Below are 18,585 nucleotides of genomic sequence, written 5' to 3'. Positions count from 1 at the left end.
TTGTCGGCTCCTGCTGCGTCGAGTCCAAACCGCGAAATGCCATGAGCGGCGCGGATGCAGCCAGGAGGCACGAGGACAACCCATCGTGGCCACGCCCCGTGCTTAAAACCCCAAGAAGGAGTGAACAATGGCAGAAGAGAAGTATGTGCCGCGTCTGAAGACCAAGTACAACAACGAGGTCAAGCAGCAGCTTCAGGACAAGTTCCAGTACGAGAACGTCATGATGATCCCCAAGTTTGAGAAGATCGTCGTGAACATGGGTGTCGGCGAGGCCGCTACCGATTCCAAGGCCATCGACGGTGCCGTGCGCGACCTGCGCGCCATCACCGGCCAGCAGCCGATGATCACCCGTGCCCGCAAGTCCATCGCTACCTTTCGCCTGCGCGCTGGTATGCCGATCGGCTGCAAGGTTACCCTGCGTGGCGACCGTATGTGGGAGTTCTTCGATCGTCTGACCTCCGTCGCGATCCCCCGTATCCGCGACTTCCGCGGCATCTCCGCCAAGAGCTTCGACGGCCGTGGTAACTTCTCCATGGGCGTTACCGAGCAGCTCATCTTCCCCGAGATCGACTTCGACTCCGTCGATCACCAGCGTGGCATGGACATCACTTTCGTGACCACCGCCAACACCGATGAGGAGGCCAAGGCCCTTCTGGACGCCTTCGGTTTCCCGTTCAAGAAATAGGTTCACCTGCCCTATAAGCGCCGTTCCCACAAGGGGGCGGCGCTTGGGGCGAACAATACTCTATGTGAGGAGGATATAAGTGGCTAAGACATCGATGATCGTCAAGTGCAATCGCAAGCAGAAGTTCTCTACTCGTGAGTACACGCGCTGCCAGCGCTGCGGCCGTCCGCACTCTGTGTACCGCAAGTTCGGCCTGTGCCGTGTCTGCTTCCGCGAGCTTGCACTCAAGGGCGAGCTTCCCGGCGTTAAGAAGGCCAGCTGGTAAGTCACTACCAGCGTTTCAAGCATCAGTTTGGAACAGGGAAAACGCGCTAAAAAGGCTTTGCCGTTAAGGGCGGCGAAGAACCAAGAGCACGTGTTCATCAAGAACGAAGGAGAATCTGTATGAACCTTACAGACCCGATCGCAGATATGCTTACGCGCATCCGTAACGCTAACTCTGTGAACAAGGCCACGGTCTCCATGCCGAGCAGCAAGAAGCTCGTCGAGATCGCTCGTGTTCTGCACGAGGAGGGCTACATCGAGGGCTACGATGTCGAGGACACCGTTCCCCAGAAGACTCTGCACATCACGCTTAAGTATGGTCCCAAGAAGGCTAAGGTCATCAACGGCATCCGCCGCATTTCCAAGCCGGGCCTGCGTAAGTACACCGGCGTTGCCGACATGCCCCGCGTCCGCGGCGGCCTTGGTACCGCCATTATTTCCACCAGCCATGGCGTCATGACCGACCGCGATGCTCGCAAGCACAACGTCGGCGGCGAGATCATCGCTTACGTCTGGTAATTCGCTCGGTAGGTAGAAGGAAAGGAGATCACCGTGTCTCGTATCGGTAATAAGCCTGTCCAGATTCCCGCCGGAGTCGAAGTGGCAGTCAACGGCAACAACGTTGTCGTCAAGGGCCCCAAGGGCCAGCTCGAGCTCGATGTCTTTGAGAAGCTCGCTATCAACGTCGAGGACAACGTCCTCACCGTTTCCCGTCCCGACGACGAGCGTGAGACCCGTGCCCGCCACGGCCTCACCCGCGCCCTCATCCACAACATGGTTGTCGGCGTTTCCGAGGGCTTCGAGAAGAAGCTCGAGCTCGCCGGCGTCGGTTACCGCGTGCAGCAGAAGGGCAAGAACCTCGAGTTCTCCCTGGGCTTCTCGCACCCCGTGATCGTCGAGGCTCCCGAGGGCATCACCTTCGAGGTTCCCGACAACACCCACGTGAACGTCAAGGGTATCAACAAGCAGCAGGTCGGTCAGATCGCCGCTGAGATCCGCGGCCATCGTCCTCCCGAGCCTTACAAGGGCAAGGGTATCCACTACGTTGGCGAGCACATCCGCCGCAAGCTGGGTAAGGCCGCCAAGTAGTCGTAACCGACTCACTCGCATAAGACCAGCACCCCGTCAGGTGCTGGCAAGATCAACCTTTTTAGGAGTTTACGTATGAACAAGCATAAGGCGAAGCTGGAAGGCCTCAAGCGTCGTCAGCGTCGTGTTCGCGGCAAGGTCTCGGGTACCTCCGAGCGTCCGCGTCTTCGCGTGACCCGTACTAACGCCAACATCTATGCCCAGATCATCGACGACAGCAAGGGCTCTAGCCTGACGCTCGTCTCTGCCTCGACCCTCGAGGCCGAGTTCAAGGGCACCCACACCTCGAACAAGGAGGCTGCGGAGAAGGTCGGTCAGCTCGTTGGCAAGCGCGCCATCGAGGCCGGCATCACCAAGGTCGCCTTCGATCGCGGTGGCCGTATCTACCATGGCCGCGTCAAGGCCCTCGCCGACGGTGCTCGTGCCGCCGGTCTCGAGTTCTAGGAGGTATGTAGCACATGGCTCGTAATCAGAAGCAGCAGCGCGAGGCCTCCGAGTTCGAGGAGCGCGTCGTTTACATCAACCGCGTGTCGAAGACCGTCAAGGGTGGTCGTCGCATGAGCCTCGTCGCTCTCGTCGTCGTTGGCGACGGCAAGGGCAACGTCGGCGTTGGCATGGGCAAGTCCGCTGAGGTGCCCCTGGCCATCTCCAAGGCGTCTCTCGATGCCAAGAAGAACATGTTCCACGTGCCGGTGACCGAGCAGGGCACCATCCCGCACGAGGTTCTCGGCCACTTTGGTGCCGGCCGCATCATCATCAAGCCCGCTGTCGAGGGTACCGGCGTTATCGCCGGCGGCGCTGTGCGTCCCCTCTTCGAGCTTGCTGGCATCAAGAACGTCCTGTCCAAGTCCCTCGGTACCGACAACGGCCTCAACATCATCAAGGCTGCCGTCGAGGGCCTCAAGGAGCTCTCCAGCCCTGAGGACGTCGCGGCTCGCCGTGGCCTGACGGTCTCCGAGATGTTCGTCGGTAAGGAGAACTAAGCATGGCTGACACCATCAAGATCAAGCAGGTCCGCAGCACCAACGGTTGCAAGCAGGACCAGGTCCGTACTGTCCGTGCCCTCGGTCTCCACAGGATCCGCGAGGTTCGCGAGATTGCTGACAACGAGTCCGTCCGCGGCATGATCTTCAAGGTCAAGCACCTTGTCGAGATTGTAGAGGAGTAGCAAATGCAGCTTCACGATCTTACTCCCGCGCCCGGTTCCACCAAGAACCGCAAGCGCGTCGGCCGTGGCAATTCTTCGGGTCACGGCACCACTTCTGGCCGCGGCCAGAAGGGCCAGGGTTCCCGCTCTGGCGGCACCAAGGGTGCCGGCTTCGAGGGTGGCCAGACTCCGCTGGCTATGCGCCTGCCCAAGCTTCCGGGCTTCCGCAACCCCCGTCGTATCGAGTACACCGCTGTTAACGTTGAGCGTCTCGAGCGTAAGTTCGAGGATGGCGCTGTGATCGACGGTGCCGCTCTTAAGGCCGCTCGCATCACCAAGAGCGAGTTCGAGCCCGTCAAGGTGCTCGGCAATGGTGAGCTCACCAAGAAGTTCACGGTCAAGGTCGACAAGGTAAGCGCTTCTGCGCAGGCCAAGATCGAGGCCGCCGGCGGAAAGGTCGAGCTGCCGTGCTAAATGGTCTTAAGAATGCTTTCCGCATCAAAGAATTGCGCGAAAAGATTCTTTTTACCATAGCTATGCTCGTCGTGTACCGCATTGGTGCGCACGTTCCTGTGCCCGGCATTCCCTTCCAGGGGATGCTGGGCCTTTTCTCGACCGATAACAATTCGGTCGCCGCAGGTGCTATGGCCCTCCTGAATCTTTTCTCTGGCGGCGCGTTGAGCTATGTGTCGGTGTTTTCGCTGGGCATCATGCCTTACATCACCAGCTCAATCATCCTCCAGATGCTCCAGGCCGTTGTGCCTTCCCTGCATGAGCTTGCCCGCGAGGGCGAGGTCGGTCAGACCAAGATTACGCAGTATTCGCGTTACCTCACCCTGGCTCTGGCAATCCTCAACTCCGTGGGTTACCTCTTCCTCTTTAAGAGCTTCGGCATCAGCTTTAATGGCGCCGGCGCTCCCGAGATCATCTTCGACCTCATGATCGTCGGCACGCTCACTGCGGGCGCTATGCTGATCATGTGGATTGGTGAGCTCATCACCCAGCGCGGTATCGGCAATGGCATGTCCCTGATCATCTTTGCGAACATCATGGCCGGCCTGCCGCAGGCGATCTTCTCCAGCACCGAGGGTAATGCCGGTGGCATCATCACCATGGTGATCATCTGCGCCATCATCCTGCTGGTTATCCCGCTGATTGTTTTTCTTGAGCGCGGCCAGCGCCGCATCCCGGTCTCCTACGCTAAGCGCGTCGTGGGCCGTCGCATGATGGGTGGCCAGACCACCTACCTGCCCATCAAGGTCAATACCGCGGGTGTCGTGCCGATCATCTTCGCTTCGGCGCTGCTGTACTTCCCGGCTCAGATTGCCGTGTTCTTCCCCGGCATCGGCTGGATTCAGGCAGTTGCCTCTGCGCTTTCGACCGGTTGGCTCAACTGGGTGCTTAATGTTGTCCTCATCGTGTTCTTCGCGTACTTCTACACCTCCATGGTGTTCAACCCCGATGACACGGCCGACAACCTTAAGAAGCAGGGCGGCTTTATTCCGGGCGTCCGTCCGGGTAGGGCTACCGCGGCCTACATCAAGAACGCGCTCAACAAGATCACGCTTCCCAGCGCTGTCTTTTTGGCGCTCATCGCCATCGTGCCTTCGATCATCTTCTCCTTCACGGGTAACCATCTGATCCAGGCATTTGGCGGCACGTCCATCCTCATCATGGTCGGCGTCGTGCTCGACACGGTCGATAAGCTCGAAGGCCAGATCAAGATGTATGATTACGATGGATTCTTTAAATAGGCTAGAGGAGGATTGCTCATGAACCTCGTATTGCTCGGAGCTCCGGGTGCCGGTAAGGGCACCGTCGCACAGGAGCTCGTCGCCGAGTTTGGCGTCGCTCACATTTCCACGGGCGACCTGCTGCGTGCTGCCGTCAAGGGTGGCACCGAGCTTGGTATTCAGGCTAAGAAGTACATGGACGCTGGCGAGCTCGTTCCCGACCAGCTCGTGATCGACCTTGTCAAGGAGCGCCTTGCTGCCGATGACGCCCAGCAGGGCTTCATCCTCGACGGCTTCCCGCGCAACACCGCCCAGGCTGTGACGCTCGATTCCGAGCTCTCCGCCATGGGTCGCGAGATCGACTGCGCCCTTCTGGTCGACGTGGCCCCCGAGGTCATCATCGATCGTCTGTCTTCGCGTCGCACCTGCCGCGCCTGCGGTTACACCGGCACCGCTGCCGATGCTACCTGCCCCAAGTGCGCCGGCGAGATGTATCAGCGCGACGACGACAAGCCCGAGACCATCAAGAACCGTCTCGACGTCTACGAGAAGTCCACGAGCCCGCTCGTCGACTACTATCGTGGCCAGGGTCTGCTCAAGTCGGTCAACGGTGACCAGGCTCGCGAGACCGTGTACGGGGATGTCAAAGAGGCTCTTGGTCTATGATCAAGATTAAGTCTGCAACGCAAATCGAGCAGATGAAGAAGGCAGGAGCGCTATCTAAGATGGCGCTCCGCCACGTTGGAGCCATGGTGCGCCCTGGTGTTTCGACCTTTGAGCTCGATCAGCTCGCGGAGCAGATTATCCGTATGCATGGCGGCACCCCGGCCTTTAAGGGTTACGGCGGGTTCCCCGGTACCATTTGCGCATCGATTAACGATGCCGTGGTCCACGGTATTCCCAACCCCGACATGATCCTGCGCGATGGCGATATCATCTCCATCGATACGGGAGCCGTTGTCGACGGTTGGGTTGGCGATAACGCTTGGACGTTTTTTGTCGGCACACCCACGCCCGAGGCCAAGGCCCTGTGCGAGGTCACGCGCGATTGCCTTAAGGCTGCCATCGAGCAGGCTGTTCCCGGTAACCATATCGGGGATGTTGGTTACGCCGTTCAGTCCCTCGCCGAGTCTCACGGTTACGGCGTGCTTCGTGACTATGTGGGCCATGGCATTGGCCGCGTGATGCACGAGGACCCCAACGTTCCTAACTATGGAAAGAAGGGGAGGGGCGTTCGCCTCCAGGCCGGCATGGTCATTGCCATCGAGCCGATGGTTACGATGGGTTCCAACCATGTGAGCACGGGCTCCGACGGTTGGATTGTTACGACCAACGACCACCTGCCCGCCGCACACTACGAGAACACCGTCGCCATTACCAATGACGGTCCGGTGATTCTCACCACGGATGCCCAGGGTGCTTGGTGTTCCTTGCAAGGCGGTGAAATGTAAAAGTCGCCGCCCCCTGATGCCCAACCTCGCCTTTCAATTTCGAAGGCATGACCCCAAGGTCTATGCCTTCTCATTTCAAGGCGATCTTGGGCATCAGGGAACGGCTTTGTTTTACATTTCTCAAATGTAACAAGTTCCGCTTAGTTGTGGAGCCATTACGAAGATACTACGATACGTGCATGCGTATTGTAGAATACTCAATCGCTGTCGTTTTCTAGAGAAAGATGATTGCTTGTGAAGAAGGAAGACGCAATTGAGCTCGAGGGTACGGTAAAGGAACCGCTGCCCAACGCCATGTTTAAGGTCGAGCTCGAGAACGGTCATTCGGTTCTGTGCAACATTTCTGGCAAGATCCGAATGAATTACATCCGTATTCTCCCCGGTGACAGGGTTGTCGTGGAGCTTTCCCCGTACGACCTGACCCGCGGCCGCATCACCTATCGCTACAAATAGCGGCACGCATACACGCACTCCATTTCCGGCTGCAGGCTTAGCTCAACCTACGGTCGGATTGTGTGTGAAGACCAGCCATAGTTTTAAACGCCTGCGGCTGGGCGAGTAGATAGTAGGGAAGTAGTTTGAGCGCTACCGAAAGGAAGAACGATGAAGGTACGTCCTTCGGTCAAGAAGATGTGCGATAAGTGCAAAATCATTAGGCGCCATGGCAAGGTCCTCGTCATTTGCGAGAACCCCCGTCATAAGCAGCGTCAGGGTTAAGAGAGGAGACTACGTTGGCCCGTATTAATGGTGTCGACCTCCCGCGTGAGAAGCGCGTTGAGATCGGTCTGACCTACATTTACGGCATCGGCCGCACCACTGCGACGAAGATCTGCGTCGAGTGCAACGTTAACGTGGATACGCGCGTTAAGGACCTCACCGAGGATGAGGTTAACGCCATCCGCGATTATATCGATAAGAACCAGATCATGGTTGAGGGTGACCTCCGCCGTGAGCGCAACCAGAACGTCAAGCGCCTTATGGACATCGGCTGCAACCGCGGCCTTCGTCACCGCAAGGGCCTCCCGGTCCGCGGCCAGCGCACCCACACTAACGCTCGTACCCGCAAGGGCCCGAAGCGTCAGATCGGTGCTAAGAAGAAGAAATAAGGAGCGCTAGATAGATGGCTACTGCTAAGAAGAACGTTCGCGCTGCCCGTCTGAAGCGCGCGGACCGTAAGAACATTTCCGTGGGCCAGGCTCACATTCGTTCTACGTTCAACAACACGATCGTTTCGATCACCGATCCCCAGGGCAACGTCATTTCCTGGAAGTCGGCTGGCCAGGTGGGCTTCAAGGGCTCCCGTAAGTCCACGCCGTTCGCTGCCCAGATGGCTGCCGAGGCTGCTGCCAAGCAGGCCATGGAGCACGGTATGAAGAAGGTTTCCGTCTTCGTCAAGGGCCCCGGCTCCGGTCGTGAGACCGCCATCCGCTCCCTCCAGGCTGCTGGCCTCGAGGTCTCGAGCATCCAGGACAAGACCCCCATCCCGCACAACGGCTGCCGCCCCAAGAAGCGTCGCCGCGTGTAACTGAAAGGATCGTATCAATATGGCAATCGACAGGACTCCTGTTCTTAAGCGCTGCCGTCAGCTCGGGATCGATCCCGCTGAGCTCGGTTACAGCAGCAAGAAGGAATCTATCCGTCAGCCCAAGCGCCGTCGCAAGGAATCTGAGTACGGCATGCAGCTGCGCGAGAAGCAGAAGGTCAAGTTCATCTATGGCGTTCTGGAGAAGCAGTTCCACGGCTACTTCAACAAGGCCCGCAAGATGAACGGCGTCACCGGTGAGAACCTCATGATCATCCTTGAGTCTCGCCTCGACAACGTCGTCTTCCGTCTTGGCTTCGCCCGCACCCGCAAAGAGGCTCGTCAGTCCGTCCGTCACGGTCACTTCACCGTGAACGGCAAGCGCGTGGACATCCCGTCCTACCGCGTCAAGGCCGGCGACGTCGTCGCTGTCGGCGAGAAGTTCCGTGACCTCCTCCCCATCAAGGAGGCTCTGATTTCCTCCGAGCGCTTTGAGGTCCCTGGCTGGCTCGAGGTCGATATCGAGAAGCTGTCTGGTAACGTGCTCGCTCTGCCGACGCGTGAGCAGATCAGCGGTGATATCAACGAGCAGCTCATCGTCGAGCTCTACTCTAAGTAGTCCATCCGGGCTGCTGAGGCTGGAGGTAATACATGTCAGAATTCATTAGGCCTCAGGTTCAGGTCGAAGAGATCAACGAGACGTCTGCTCGTGTCTCCGTCGAGCCGCTCGAGCGTGGCTACGGCGATACGCTGGGTAACTCCCTTCGTCGCGTACTTCTGTCCTCGCTCGAGGGTGCCGCCGTCGAGGCTATTCAGATCGATGGTGCACAGCACGAGTTCATGACCATCCCTAACATGGTCGAGGATGTCACCGACATCGTCCTGAATGTCAAGGGTCTTGTCTTCAGGGCTCTCGGCACGACCGACGAGGCGACCGCCACCATCTCGGTTGACGGCCCCTGCGAGGTCACCGGTGCGGACTTCTTTATTCCGTCCGAGTTTGAGCTGGTCAACCCCGAGCAGCACATCGCTACGCTCACCGAGGGCGGCCATCTCACCATGAGCATGCGCATCGGCTATGGCCGCGGCTATGTCTCTGGCGAGGCTAACAAGCGCGACAACGATCCCATCGGTGTGATCCACGTCGACTCGCTGTACTCGCCGGTGTCCCGTTGCGCCAAGCTCGTTGAGGCTTGCCGTGTCGGTCAGCACACCGACTACGACCGCCTTGTCCTCGAGATCGAGACCAACGGCTCCATCGCTCCGCGCGACGCCGTGGTCCAGGCTGCCAATATCATCAACCAGCATATGGCTGCCTTTATGAACCTTGCCGAGACCCCCGAGGTCGAGGAGGAGGCTTCGATCTTCGCTCCCGAGGTCACCAACGACAACGCCGAGCTGGACAAGCAGATCGAGGATCTGGACCTTTCTGTCCGTTCCTACAACTGCCTTAAGCGCGCCAGCATTCACTCGGTCCGTCAGCTCGTTGAGTTCTCGGAGAACGATCTGCTCAACATCCGTAACTTCGGTGTTAAGTCGATCGAGGAAGTGAAGGACAAGCTTGAGTCCATGGGCCTGAGCCTGAAGGCTTAATGCTTCGCATATTTGAGGAGAAACTAGACCATGCGTCACAACGTTAAGAAGGGCCTGAAGCTCGGCACCGATGCGAGCCACACCAAGGCCATGAAGAAGAGCCTTGCTAAGGCCCTCTTCGAGAACGACCGCATCAAGACCACCGAGACCCGCGCTAAGGCGCTGCGTTCGGTCGTCGACCCGATCATCACTTGGGCCAAGAAAGGCGACCTGCACTCTCGTCGTCTGGCTATCGCCAAGCTCGGCGATAAGCAGCTCGTTGCCGAGATCTTCGACAAGGCTGCCCAGGGCATGTGGCAGGACCGCAACGGCGGTTACACCCGCATCATGAAGCTCGGCAACCGCAAGGGCGACAACGCTCCCATCGTTATCATGGAGCTCGTCACCGAGCCTTGCACGCCTAAGGCCAAGAAGGCTGCTCCGGCCCCCAAGAAGGCCGCTGCTCCCAAGAAGGTCGAGGCCGTCGAGGAAGCTCCTGCTGAGGAGACCGCTGAGTAGACTTTCCGTCTGCATAGGCTATATTCGAGGGGTACGTTCGCGTACCCCTCTTTTTTGTCGCGATACCGTTGCTTGTTTGTTGGGAGCGCCCATGACTGCGCCGTCTGATTTCAATTCGATTTCCGAGCTTGACGCCACACTCGTATTTCGTGTGGCCTATGATGGCTCGTCGTATAGCGGATTTGCCGAGCAGCCGGGACAGACGACGGTTGCTGGTGAGCTACGTCGAGCCATCGAGACGCTGCTTCGCCGCCCGATCGATCTGACGTGCGCGGGGCGTACCGATGCCGGCGTGCATGCCGTGGCTCAGTACATCAGCGTGCCCGTTACGGACGCTGAGCTCGCTCTGACGCGCCGTAGGTGGCTGCGGGCCATGGATGCCCTGCTGCCCAAAGATATCGCCATAAACGAGGTCTACAGGGCCCGTAAAGGCTTTTCTGCACGCTTTGACGCGCATTCCCGTACGTATACATACCGTATTGCCGATCGCGATGCGCGCCCCGTGCTGTCCCGCGGTGCCGTGTGGTGGCATCGCTATCCCTTGGATGTTGAGGCTATGTCTTCTGCCTGCCCCGCGCTGCTGGGCGAGCAGGACTTTAAAAGCTTTTGCAAGGTTGCCTCGGCCGTTGGCAAACCCACGCATCGCTGCGTGATGCGTGCCGAATTTGGCCATGAGGTTGCGTTTGGCGAGGACATCCTGACGTTTACCATCGAGGGCAATGCGTTTCTGCATTCGATGGTCCGTACGATCGTGGGCACGCTTGTCGAGATTGGCATGCATCGCCGTGAACCCGAGTGGATGCGCGAGGTTATCGATGCTTGCGACCGTACCGCTGCGGGCCCCACGGCTCCTGCCTGCGGCCTTGCGTTTATGGGCGTGGATTACGATCCCGCCGAGCTTGTCGTGCTCGACTAGGGGAGGGCTCGACGTGTCGTGCGTCGACACCTGTCATCTGTGGGCTGCGCGTGTGCAACATCTGTTCTTGGCGTGCAATGCAACCGGTGTCTCATTGCTTTTATTGCCGGGGTGTACCATGAACCACGGTTTGATTCATTGCTGTCGAGAGGACGGATAATTTGGTTCGACGTGGTTCGCATCCGCGACTTTCGGTGATCCTTGTGGTAGAAGGTTCGCCCAGCTATGCGATGCGTGCGCTCGAGAGTATCCAGAACCAAGACCTCTACGATTTGCAGATTGTCGTTGTCTGCCGCGATGCTGCGCCCGGTGTGCGCCATTCGCTTCAAGTTGCTGCCGACAGGGACATCCATATTGATTTGATTGACGTCGAGGACGCGAAGCGCGGCGCTTGTCTTCGTGCCGGTTTTGATGCCTCGCGCGGCTCTCAAATCATCGCCATGAACGCCGATGAGTGGTTTGCTCCGCAGGCCCTTTCCAAGATGGTCGATATCGCGTGCGATACTGCGGCAGACATTGTGCTCCCCTCGGTGTCGCTCGATCGATACGATGCGCATCGCGAGCGTCATTCGCGCGTCTTGGATGCTGCCTCTATTGCCATAGAAGACGAGTCTTCTATGGTGACTGGGCTGCCCCAGTTGATTTTGGGCGGCCTAGTCGCTCAGACCTCTGGCGTGATGTATAGCCGTCCGCTGTTTGAGGCATGCCTGTCGCGCGGCAAGGCGTACCGTACGGTTGAGTTTATGGCTTATGCGCTCTCGCAGGCACGATTCGTGTCCGGCTGCGGCGACGCTTGTTTCCACGCGGCGGCACCTAAGCTTACAGATGCCTTTGATCCCACCATGTATGCCAGGATATCCGATGACACTCGAGCGCTCGACGAGCTTGCGGACTCACTCTCGGAAGCAGATAGCGGTGGTCGGCTCAAGCTGGCAAGCCAAAAGTTCTACTTTGCCGGACTGGTCGCCTGCATCGAGAATTTGTGTCTGAGCCCGCATGGGGTGTCGTCAATCGAGCGTTCCACCCGCATGCGTGATATGCTCGAGGCGCCTCGAACCCGTCAGATGGTCGCCGCGCTCAAGGATAACCATCGGGGACTCGGTCTGTTGTTTGGGCCGATCGCCAGCGCCAAGCCCGCGCGCTGCGTGATGTGTACGCATCTGGCAGCTTTTCTTAACCGGACGGGCGCAAAAACCGCCTAAACGGCTCATTACGAAACAAACTTGCATAGAATTGTTTCGAAATGCGTTCTTATACACAAAAGCCTTCAAATAGCGTTAAACTATTCAATCACTGATTGATTGTCTCCGCCATCTTTTGGAGAGAGGGTTTGTATGGCTAAAAAACGCAATGGGCGCCAGGATGCCATTAGAGATATTGTGCGCAATAAGGATGTCCGCACGCAGCGCGTGCTGGTCGATGAGCTCCGTGCTATGGGCTTTGATTGCACGCAGGCGACTGTCTCTCGCGATATTGCCGATATGGGGCTGCGTAAGCTCCCTGAGGGCATCTATGTTCTGGCAGAGGACCTGCACCTGCAGCGTATGGTTTCCGAGCTCGTAACGGGCGTTCTGCGTACTGATAATCTGGTTATGATCAAGGCTCAGCCTGGCACGGCTTCCGGCATCGCCGCCGCCGTTGATGCGGCAGAGTTACCCGATGTGCTTGGCTCGCTTGCCGGCAACGATACGATTTTGGTTATTGCCCAGACGGCCGAGGACGGCGAGCGTCTCGAGGCGCTGATCAATAAGTTGAGCAATTCTCGCAAGTAGGTGTGCGGGTCGTGCGCTCGGCATTGTGTGCGCTGACATAGTGGCTTGTAAGGGGCATCGACGTTGGTCGGTACCCCTTTTTGTTTGCCGGTATAAAGACCGCCCACCAGGTCGCTTCAAACTAAAAGGCCCCGAGCAGTTCAATAAGCTGCTCGGGGCCTTGTTGGCTTTAGTCGCGTACTTCTTAGCCGACCGTATCGTCAGGCGTGGGCGAGGGGTCGGGAGTGGGCGTAGGCGTAGGCGTAGGCGTAGGCGTGCCGCCATCGCCGCCGGTCGAACCACCAGTGGAGCCACCCGTCGAGCCACCGGTCGTACCGGTGCCGCCGGTGGTGTCGCCGCCCGTGGTCTCGGTGGTCGTGGTCGTCGTGGTAGTCGTTGTGGTGGTTTCCTCTTCCTCTTCGTCCTTGTCCTTGTCGTCGTTCTCCGACTTCTTGGTGTTGTTGGTGCCGTAGAACTTCCAGACGCTGTTGTTCTTGTAGGTGGGCGCCGTTCCGGTCGCAAACTCCTCGCGCTCGGTACCGGTCAGAACGGTGTTCATAAACCGCTTAAAGACAGGCAGGTTGGTGCTGTCGCCCAGCAGGTCCGTGCCGTACTTTTGGATGGGGATCTCGCCCGCGGAATAGCCGGTCCACAGGGCGCACGCCAGCTGCGGGGTATAGCCGCAGAACCACAGGTTGGTGGTGTTGTCGGTGGTGCCCGTCTTGCCGGCATAGGGCTGGTTGACGCTTAGGGCACCGGCAGCGCCCGTACCGCCGCCCTGCATGACGCCGGACAGAACATCGGTGACCGCGGCGGCCTCGCCCTCGGTAAGCACCTGTGAGGGATTGTCAGTGTGCTGGTACAGCACCGAGCCGGTACGAGAGTCAATCTCGGTGATGGCGATCGGCTGGCGATAGTAGCCGCCATTGGCAAACGTTGCGTAGGCGGCGGCCATCTCGAGCGGCGAGATCGAGCCGGTGCCGAGCGTCATGACGGGAACGTCCTCGATGTTGTCCTTGGCGGGATCGATGCCGAGCTTTTTGACGAGCGAGATGATCTTGCTGTTGCCGACGGCTTCCGCCACCTGGATGTAGCCGGTGTTGGAGGAGTATGCCGTCGCCTGCTTAAGCGTGATGTTGCCATAGCTATGGTTGGCGTAGTTTTGGACCTCGGTCGTGGTGCCCTTGGCCTTGAGCGGCGAGTTGCAGTTGAGGGTGACGTTGGGGTTCATGCCGTTTTGGATGGCAGTTGCCAGCGTAAAGGCCTTAAAGGTGGAGCCGACGGGACGCTTGGCCGTGGCATGGTTTACGTGGTTCTCGTCGGCGTTGTAGTCGTAGCCGCCCACCATGCACTTGATGTAGCCGGTCTTGGGGTCGACGACGACCATGCCCATGTCCAGGCCGTCGAGCGAGAGCGTGTCGAGCTGCTCGCGAACGGCATTCTCTGCCACCTGCTGCATCGTGGGATCGATGGTGGTCTTGACGGTCAGACCGCCCTTAAAGAGCACGTCGGTCGAGAACTCCTGCTCCAGCAGCTGCTTAACATAGGCGACAAAGTAGGGCTGCGAGTATACGTCGACGCCGCTGCCCGAAATCTCGGTCACGTTGAGGGTGATGGGCTCGGCCTGTGCGGCATCGTGCTCCTCCTGCGTGATGTGGCCCAGGCGCAACATGTTGTCGAGGACCTTGTTGCGACGGGACAGCGCCAGGTCGGGGTTGACCGTGGGGTCGTACTGCGAGGGCGAGTTGGGAAGGCCGATCAACAGCGCGGCTTCGCTCAGGGTGAGGTCGGCGGCGCTCTTGGATAGGTAGGTCTCGGCGGCGGCCTCGATACCGTAGGCGCCGTGGCCGTAATAGATGGTGTTGAGGTACATCATGAGGATCTCGTCTTTGGAGTACATATCCTCCATCTTGACGGCGATGTAAGCCTCGCGCACCTTACGCTCGATGGTCGAGTCGAACTGCTCCTCCTGCAGGATGGTGTTGCGCACCAGCTGCTGGGTGATAGTCGAGGCGCCTTCGTGACCGCCGCCGAGGGTTGCCACCGCAGCGCGCGCGATACCCCACAGGTCGATACCGCCGTGCTCGTAGAAGCGCTCGTCCTCGACGTCAACGGTGCCCTGCAGCACGTAGGGGGAGACCTCGTCCTTGGTGATAGACTTGCGGTTTTGCGTGTAGAAGCTCGCAATCTTGTTGCCGTTGCAGTCGACGATCTCGGTGGGCTCGCTCACCAGATACGCGTTGGCGTCGGTGTAGTCGGGCAGATCGGACAGCCAGCGGTTGACGTTGCCGACCATGCCGATGCCAAATGCCACGCCCGCGATAAGCAAAAAGCCCAAAAACGAGAGCAGGATTATGGGCAGAGCATGCGTCTTTGAACGGCTGCGTCCCTGTCGTTGGCGAGGACCCATATATTGACCTCCAGGTATGTCGTGCCGGACGGTGGATGTGCCGTCGGGGCAGGATGGACATAAGTTATTACACGATAAACCAAACGGGGCGCGCGAGGCCTCGTGTATGCTGGAAGACGGCATTTTTCAGAGTGAATGCATACCTTGGTAAGGAGTTTGTCGATGGCGATTCGGACGATGGGGCCGAGCGGACAATACGAGACTGGATTGGATGCTGCCGGTGCGGCGCTGCCCGAGCTGCTGGCGCCGGCGGGCGGGCTCGACCAGATGCTTGCGGCCATCGCCGCGGGTGCCGATGCCATCTATGCGGGGTTGGGCGGCTTTAACGCCCGTGTGAGTGCGCACGGTTTTACCGACGACGAGTTTGCACGCGGCTGCGCCGTGGCGCATGCCCATGGCGTGCGTGTGTACGTAACGCTCAACGTGTTCGTATTTGACGACGAGTTGTCCGACGCGGTGGCGTTGGGAGCTCATGCACTAGAGCTGGGCGCCGATGCTCTGATTGTCGCCGATGCCGGGTTGGCCTGCGCGCTGCGCGCGGCGATTCCCGGGGTCGAGATTCACCTGTCCACGCAGGCGGGCGCTCATAGCGAAGGCGCCGTGCGGCTTGCCGCCGATGAGCTGGGGGTCGAACGCGTGACGACGGCACGCGAGCTGACGGTCGACGAGATTGCCTCCTTGTGCGGTACGGGCGTGCCTATCGAGGTGTTCTGCCACGGGGCCATCTGCATTGGCTACTCGGGTGCTTGTGAGTTCTCAGCCCTGAGACGCGGGCGCTCGGCGATGCGCGGGGAATGCACACAGCCGTGCCGTCTGGCGTACGACCTGGTGGACGAGGCGGGACAGAGCGTTGTCGCCGTCGAGGGAGATCGCCTGCTGTGCCCGCGCGACTATCTGGGTATTGCGCATCTGCCCGAGCTTGTAGATGCCGGCGTGGCGTCGCTCAAGATCGAGGGGCGCATGAAGAATCCCGACTACGTCTTTAACGTGGTGCGGGTGTGGCGCCGGGCGCTCGATATGCTGTGCGACGGCGCGTGGGACCCCGGTGCCGTGGAAGAGCTTGAACGCGAGCTGGGCCGGTCGTTCAACCGCGGGTTTACCGACGCGTATCTGCGGGGGCGTTCGGGCGCCGAGCTTATGAGCTTTGAGCGTGCGATCAACCAAGGTGTGCGCGTGGGACGCCTGGTGGCCGTTGGCCACGAGGAAGTGACCGTCGAGCTCGATGCCGCCGTGGCGGCGGGTGACACGCTCGAGATTCGGTTCTATCCGGGTGCCGACGCGCGTCCCGATGTGCCCAAGCGCTGGCCGCAGGTGCCCTGCCCGGTGGATGCCGCAGCGGGGAAGCGCGTCGTCGTGCATTGCAAGCGTAAGGTGGACGCGGGCTGCGAGGTGTACCTGATTCGCAGTGCCGGCGTGCTGGGGCAAACGGCAACGGTGTTGGAGCGCATGCGGGCCGAGGCAGATGCGATTGCGCCCGTTGCACGTGCCGTTGAGGTACTGCCCTTTGAGGACGTTGCGGTGGATGGCGGTGCGTCGACGGAGTTGGTGGAGTGCACGGCTCCCGCTCGCATGGTTTTTGCTTGGCAGCTGATGGATGCCGACCCGCGCGGAGAACTCGATTTGTCCGACGCCGCTGTGGTGCTTGACGAGGTGTGCCGCACGGGTGACGCTGACCGGACCCGCTCACTGACACAGCGTGCCGGGCGCGTCGTCTGCCGCAACCTAGGACAGGTGGTGATCGCTCGCGAGCTGGGCGTGACGTTTGACGTGGCGGCGCCGGTGTTCTGCGCGAATCGGGCCACGCTTGCCTGGCTGCGCGAACTCGGTGCGGGGCGGGTGTACTTGCCGGCCGAGTTGCTCGGCAATGATGCGGAGCGTATTGCCGAACTGGCTGCTGAACCCGGCGTCTGGGGTCCGGTCGACGCCGATCGTCCCGAGCTTATGGTGTGCGAGCACTGCCTGCTGACCGCCGAGGGCGTCTGCGCTACCGATGCGACGGGACAGGTCCGTTGCCGCGACTGCTTGCGTCGTCGGCGGGTACGCTATCTGGTCGAGCGTGACGGTACACGTCTGCCGGTCGCCGTTGACGCGTGCGGCAGGACGAGGATTTTCCTGTCGTAGGTGCCGCGTCGCGTCAGTTTGTTATCATATGAGAGTTTATGGACTTCCAGCACCGCCGTATCCGGTGAGGGTGCTATAGCAAAAGGAGGATACCCAATGCTGTCTGTTGACGAGCAAATGCGTATCATCACCTCGGGCGCTGCGAAGATCGTCCCCGAGGCCGACCTTCGTAAGAAGCTTGAGAAGGGCGAGCCCCTCAACATCAAGCTCGGCGTCGACCCCACCAGCCCCGACCTGCACCTGGGCCATGCCGTGCCGCTGCGCAAGATGCGCCAGTTCCAGGACCTGGGCCACAACGTCACCCTTATCATCGGCAACGGCACCGCGCTGATCGGCGACCCCTCGGGCAAGAACTCCACCCGCCCGCAGCTTTCGCAGGAGCAGATCGAGGCCAATGCCGAGACCTACGTGAGCCAGGCCATGAAGATCCTGGACCCCGAGAAGACCACCATCGTGCACAACGGTGACTGGATTCTGTCGATGGATCTGGCCGGTCTGCTGCAGGTGTGCTCCAAGTTCACCGTTGCCCGCATCCTTGAGCGCGACGACTTTACCAAGCGCTACCAGTCTCAGACGCCGATCGCCCTGCATGAGTTCCTGTATCCCGTGATGCAGGCCTTCGACTCTGTGCAGATCAAGGCCGACGTGGAGATGGGTGGCACCGATCAGCTCTTCAACCTGCTCGCCGGCCGCGAGCTCATGGAGAAGATGGGCATGGAGCCCCAGATCGCGCTCACCATGCCGCTGCTCGAGGGCACCGATGGCGTTCGTAAGATGTCCAAGTCCTATGGCAACTACATCGGCCTGACCGACGCCCCCAAGGATATGTTCGGCAAGACCATGTCCATCCCCGACGAGATGATCGGCAAGTACTATCGTCTGGCCAGCTCGCTCACCCCGGCCGAGGTCGACAAGATCGACGCCGCTTTGGCCGATGGCTCTGCCGACCCCTATGAGCTCAAGCGTGCCCTGGGCCGCGACCTGTGCGACACCTACCACGGCGCCGGTGCCGGCGACGAGGCTCAGGCCGAGTTCGACCGCGTGTTCAAGGAAGGCCAGCTCGCCGACTTCCCCGAGAAGCATGTCGAGCTGACCGTCAACGACGAGGGTCAGATCTACCTCGCCGGCCTGCTCAAGGATCTGGGACTTTCGGCCAGCGCCGGCCAGGCCCGTCGCGATATCGACGGCGGCGGCGTCAAGATTAATGGCGAGGCCGTGGCTCCCAAGAGCTACAACATCGACCCCAGCGCGCTCAAGCTGGGCGACACCCTCTCCGTGGGCAAGCGCAAGGGCTTCAAGCTTATTTAGTTACGCGGTTTTACCAAACCGCGTAACCGGTCGACGCTGCAAACCCGCCAGCGCGGCAATCTGCCTTTCAACTTCGGCGGCATGACCAGAAGGTCAA

The 18,585-nt window shown here is 59.9% G+C and carries 24 protein-coding genes; 23 read left to right on the top strand and 1 reads right to left on the bottom strand.

The features are described from left to right. Positions 1-127 precede the first annotated feature (127 nt). The 21 genes from rplE to DWZ52_RS07610 all read left to right on the top strand — a co-directional run bounded on the left by rplE (position 128) and on the right by DWZ52_RS07610 (position 12,670). Positions 128-685, top strand: coding sequence for a 50S ribosomal protein L5 (gene rplE, locus DWZ52_RS07710; RefSeq protein WP_006235260.1), 558 nt, complete (start codon positions 128-130; stop codon positions 683-685). A 79-nt stretch (positions 686-764) separates the two neighbouring features. Next, positions 765-950: a type Z 30S ribosomal protein S14 gene (locus tag DWZ52_RS07705; protein ID WP_022094280.1), complete on the top strand. Its 186-nt coding sequence runs from the start codon at positions 765-767 to the stop codon at positions 948-950. Positions 951-1,069: 119 nt separating this feature from the next. Beyond that, the gene (rpsH, locus tag DWZ52_RS07700) at positions 1,070-1,468 is read left to right on the top strand and encodes a 30S ribosomal protein S8 (RefSeq protein WP_006235262.1); all 399 of its coding nucleotides are present in this window, start codon (positions 1,070-1,072) and stop codon (positions 1,466-1,468) included. Between the two features lie 33 nt (positions 1,469-1,501). Then, entirely contained in the window at positions 1,502-2,038 is a 537-nt protein-coding gene (gene rplF, locus DWZ52_RS07695; RefSeq protein ID WP_006235263.1) for a 50S ribosomal protein L6, read from the top strand. A 75-nt stretch (positions 2,039-2,113) separates the two neighbouring features. After that, positions 2,114-2,482 (top strand): 50S ribosomal protein L18, encoded by a 369-nt coding sequence (rplR, locus tag DWZ52_RS07690; protein WP_006235264.1) that lies wholly within the window; start codon positions 2,114-2,116, stop codon positions 2,480-2,482. A 14-nt stretch (positions 2,483-2,496) separates the two neighbouring features. Continuing rightward, positions 2,497-3,021: a 30S ribosomal protein S5 gene (rpsE, locus tag DWZ52_RS07685; RefSeq protein ID WP_055252236.1), complete on the top strand. Its 525-nt coding sequence runs from the start codon at positions 2,497-2,499 to the stop codon at positions 3,019-3,021. A gap of 2 nt (positions 3,022-3,023) precedes the next feature. Further along, positions 3,024-3,206 carry a 50S ribosomal protein L30 gene (gene rpmD / locus DWZ52_RS07680; protein ID WP_006235266.1) on the top strand — a complete coding sequence of 61 codons (183 nt, stop codon included), beginning with the start codon at positions 3,024-3,026 and terminating at the stop codon, positions 3,204-3,206. A 3-nt stretch (positions 3,207-3,209) separates the two neighbouring features. Then, the gene (gene rplO / locus DWZ52_RS07675; RefSeq protein WP_006235267.1) at positions 3,210-3,659 is read left to right on the top strand and encodes a 50S ribosomal protein L15; all 450 of its coding nucleotides are present in this window, start codon (positions 3,210-3,212) and stop codon (positions 3,657-3,659) included. After that, positions 3,653-4,939 carry a preprotein translocase subunit SecY gene (gene secY / locus DWZ52_RS07670; protein ID WP_035137447.1) on the top strand — a complete coding sequence of 429 codons (1,287 nt, stop codon included), beginning with the start codon at positions 3,653-3,655 and terminating at the stop codon, positions 4,937-4,939. Before rplO ends, secY begins: the two co-directional genes overlap by 7 nt. Positions 4,940-4,957: 18 nt before the next feature. Then, positions 4,958-5,584: an adenylate kinase gene (locus DWZ52_RS07665; RefSeq protein WP_055252238.1), complete on the top strand. Its 627-nt coding sequence runs from the start codon at positions 4,958-4,960 to the stop codon at positions 5,582-5,584. Next, on the top strand, positions 5,581-6,369 hold the full coding sequence (gene map / locus DWZ52_RS07660; RefSeq protein WP_006235270.1) for a type I methionyl aminopeptidase: 789 nt from the start codon (positions 5,581-5,583) through the stop codon (positions 6,367-6,369). Before DWZ52_RS07665 ends, map begins: the two co-directional genes overlap by 4 nt. Before the next feature lie 234 nt (positions 6,370-6,603). Next, positions 6,604-6,822, top strand: coding sequence for a translation initiation factor IF-1 (gene infA / locus DWZ52_RS07655; RefSeq protein WP_035137443.1), 219 nt, complete (start codon positions 6,604-6,606; stop codon positions 6,820-6,822). 150 nt (positions 6,823-6,972) lie between these two features. Then, complete coding sequence (gene rpmJ, locus DWZ52_RS07650; protein ID WP_006363204.1) at positions 6,973-7,086, top strand: 50S ribosomal protein L36; 114 nt, start codon at positions 6,973-6,975, stop codon at positions 7,084-7,086. 14 nt (positions 7,087-7,100) lie between these two features. After that, the gene (gene rpsM, locus DWZ52_RS07645) at positions 7,101-7,475 is read left to right on the top strand and encodes a 30S ribosomal protein S13 (RefSeq protein WP_022094275.1); all 375 of its coding nucleotides are present in this window, start codon (positions 7,101-7,103) and stop codon (positions 7,473-7,475) included. Positions 7,476-7,489: 14 nt separating this feature from the next. Beyond that, the gene (gene rpsK, locus DWZ52_RS07640) at positions 7,490-7,894 is read left to right on the top strand and encodes a 30S ribosomal protein S11 (protein ID WP_006235274.1); all 405 of its coding nucleotides are present in this window, start codon (positions 7,490-7,492) and stop codon (positions 7,892-7,894) included. A gap of 19 nt (positions 7,895-7,913) precedes the next feature. Next, positions 7,914-8,510 (top strand): 30S ribosomal protein S4, encoded by a 597-nt coding sequence (gene rpsD / locus DWZ52_RS07635; RefSeq protein WP_006235275.1) that lies wholly within the window; start codon positions 7,914-7,916, stop codon positions 8,508-8,510. Between the two features lie 32 nt (positions 8,511-8,542). Next, positions 8,543-9,484, top strand: coding sequence for a DNA-directed RNA polymerase subunit alpha (locus tag DWZ52_RS07630; protein WP_006235276.1), 942 nt, complete (start codon positions 8,543-8,545; stop codon positions 9,482-9,484). A 30-nt stretch (positions 9,485-9,514) separates the two neighbouring features. Next, positions 9,515-9,982 (top strand): 50S ribosomal protein L17, encoded by a 468-nt coding sequence (rplQ, locus tag DWZ52_RS07625; RefSeq protein ID WP_006235277.1) that lies wholly within the window; start codon positions 9,515-9,517, stop codon positions 9,980-9,982. A gap of 91 nt (positions 9,983-10,073) precedes the next feature. Continuing rightward, a complete protein-coding gene (gene truA, locus DWZ52_RS07620; RefSeq protein WP_118385253.1) occupies positions 10,074-10,898 on the top strand; it encodes a tRNA pseudouridine(38-40) synthase TruA in 825 nt (274 codons plus the stop codon). 161 nt (positions 10,899-11,059) lie between these two features. Continuing rightward, a complete protein-coding gene (locus DWZ52_RS07615) occupies positions 11,060-12,100 on the top strand; it encodes a glycosyltransferase (RefSeq protein WP_158572428.1) in 1,041 nt (346 codons plus the stop codon). Positions 12,101-12,232: 132 nt separating this feature from the next. Next, positions 12,233-12,670, top strand: a complete 438-nt coding sequence (locus DWZ52_RS07610; RefSeq protein ID WP_006235280.1) for an arginine repressor — start codon at positions 12,233-12,235, stop codon at positions 12,668-12,670. 184 nt (positions 12,671-12,854) lie between these two features. Here DWZ52_RS07610 and DWZ52_RS07605 read toward each other — a convergent pair whose 3' ends face one another. Continuing rightward, a complete protein-coding gene (locus tag DWZ52_RS07605) occupies positions 12,855-15,059 on the bottom strand; it encodes a transglycosylase domain-containing protein (protein WP_118385251.1) in 2,205 nt (734 codons plus the stop codon). 162 nt (positions 15,060-15,221) lie between these two features. Between DWZ52_RS07605 and DWZ52_RS07600 the strand changes: the two genes are divergently transcribed. Both DWZ52_RS07600 and tyrS read left to right on the top strand, forming a co-directional pair. Continuing rightward, entirely contained in the window at positions 15,222-17,180 is a 1,959-nt protein-coding gene (locus DWZ52_RS07600) for a U32 family peptidase (RefSeq protein WP_158567540.1), read from the top strand. Positions 17,181-17,276: 96 nt separating this feature from the next. Further along, positions 17,277-18,488 (top strand): tyrosine--tRNA ligase, encoded by a 1,212-nt coding sequence (gene tyrS / locus DWZ52_RS07595; protein WP_117758837.1) that lies wholly within the window; start codon positions 17,277-17,279, stop codon positions 18,486-18,488. The last annotated feature ends 97 nt before the right edge of the window (positions 18,489-18,585 follow it).

Origin of the sequence: Collinsella sp. AF33-16 (assembly GCF_003475325.1) — a bacterium.
Lineage (GTDB): Bacteria > Actinomycetota > Coriobacteriia > Coriobacteriales > Coriobacteriaceae > Collinsella.
The sequence above is the reverse complement of the archived record's forward strand: the minus strand, read 5'-3'. Positions and strand labels throughout refer to the sequence as shown.

Bases quoted from the DNA above. Each gene is read 5' to 3' on its own strand.
- rplE (WP_006235260.1), top strand. From the start codon at position 128: ATGGCAGAAGAGAAGTATGTGCCGCGTCTGAAGACCAAGTACAACAAC.
- rpsH (WP_006235262.1), top strand. From the start codon at position 1,070: ATGAACCTTACAGACCCGATCGCAGATATGCTTACGCGCATCCGTAAC.
- rplR (WP_006235264.1), top strand. From the start codon at position 2,114: ATGAACAAGCATAAGGCGAAGCTGGAAGGCCTCAAGCGTCGTCAGCGT.
- rpsE (WP_055252236.1), top strand. From the start codon at position 2,497: ATGGCTCGTAATCAGAAGCAGCAGCGCGAGGCCTCCGAGTTCGAGGAG.
- rpmD (WP_006235266.1), top strand. From the start codon at position 3,024: ATGGCTGACACCATCAAGATCAAGCAGGTCCGCAGCACCAACGGTTGC.
- rplO (WP_006235267.1), top strand. From the start codon at position 3,210: ATGCAGCTTCACGATCTTACTCCCGCGCCCGGTTCCACCAAGAACCGC.
- DWZ52_RS07665 (WP_055252238.1), top strand. From the start codon at position 4,958: ATGAACCTCGTATTGCTCGGAGCTCCGGGTGCCGGTAAGGGCACCGTC.
- map (WP_006235270.1), top strand. From the start codon at position 5,581: ATGATCAAGATTAAGTCTGCAACGCAAATCGAGCAGATGAAGAAGGCA.
- rpmJ (WP_006363204.1), top strand. From the start codon at position 6,973: ATGAAGGTACGTCCTTCGGTCAAGAAGATGTGCGATAAGTGCAAAATC.
- rpsK (WP_006235274.1), top strand. From the start codon at position 7,490: ATGGCTACTGCTAAGAAGAACGTTCGCGCTGCCCGTCTGAAGCGCGCG.
- rpsD (WP_006235275.1), top strand. From the start codon at position 7,914: ATGGCAATCGACAGGACTCCTGTTCTTAAGCGCTGCCGTCAGCTCGGG.
- DWZ52_RS07630 (WP_006235276.1), top strand. From the start codon at position 8,543: ATGTCAGAATTCATTAGGCCTCAGGTTCAGGTCGAAGAGATCAACGAG.
- rplQ (WP_006235277.1), top strand. From the start codon at position 9,515: ATGCGTCACAACGTTAAGAAGGGCCTGAAGCTCGGCACCGATGCGAGC.
- truA (WP_118385253.1), top strand. From the start codon at position 10,074: ATGACTGCGCCGTCTGATTTCAATTCGATTTCCGAGCTTGACGCCACA.
- DWZ52_RS07610 (WP_006235280.1), top strand. From the start codon at position 12,233: ATGGCTAAAAAACGCAATGGGCGCCAGGATGCCATTAGAGATATTGTG.
- DWZ52_RS07605 (WP_118385251.1), bottom strand. From the start codon at position 15,059: ATGGGTCCTCGCCAACGACAGGGACGCAGCCGTTCAAAGACGCATGCT.
- DWZ52_RS07600 (WP_158567540.1), top strand. From the start codon at position 15,222: ATGGCGATTCGGACGATGGGGCCGAGCGGACAATACGAGACTGGATTG.
- tyrS (WP_117758837.1), top strand. From the start codon at position 17,277: ATGCTGTCTGTTGACGAGCAAATGCGTATCATCACCTCGGGCGCTGCG.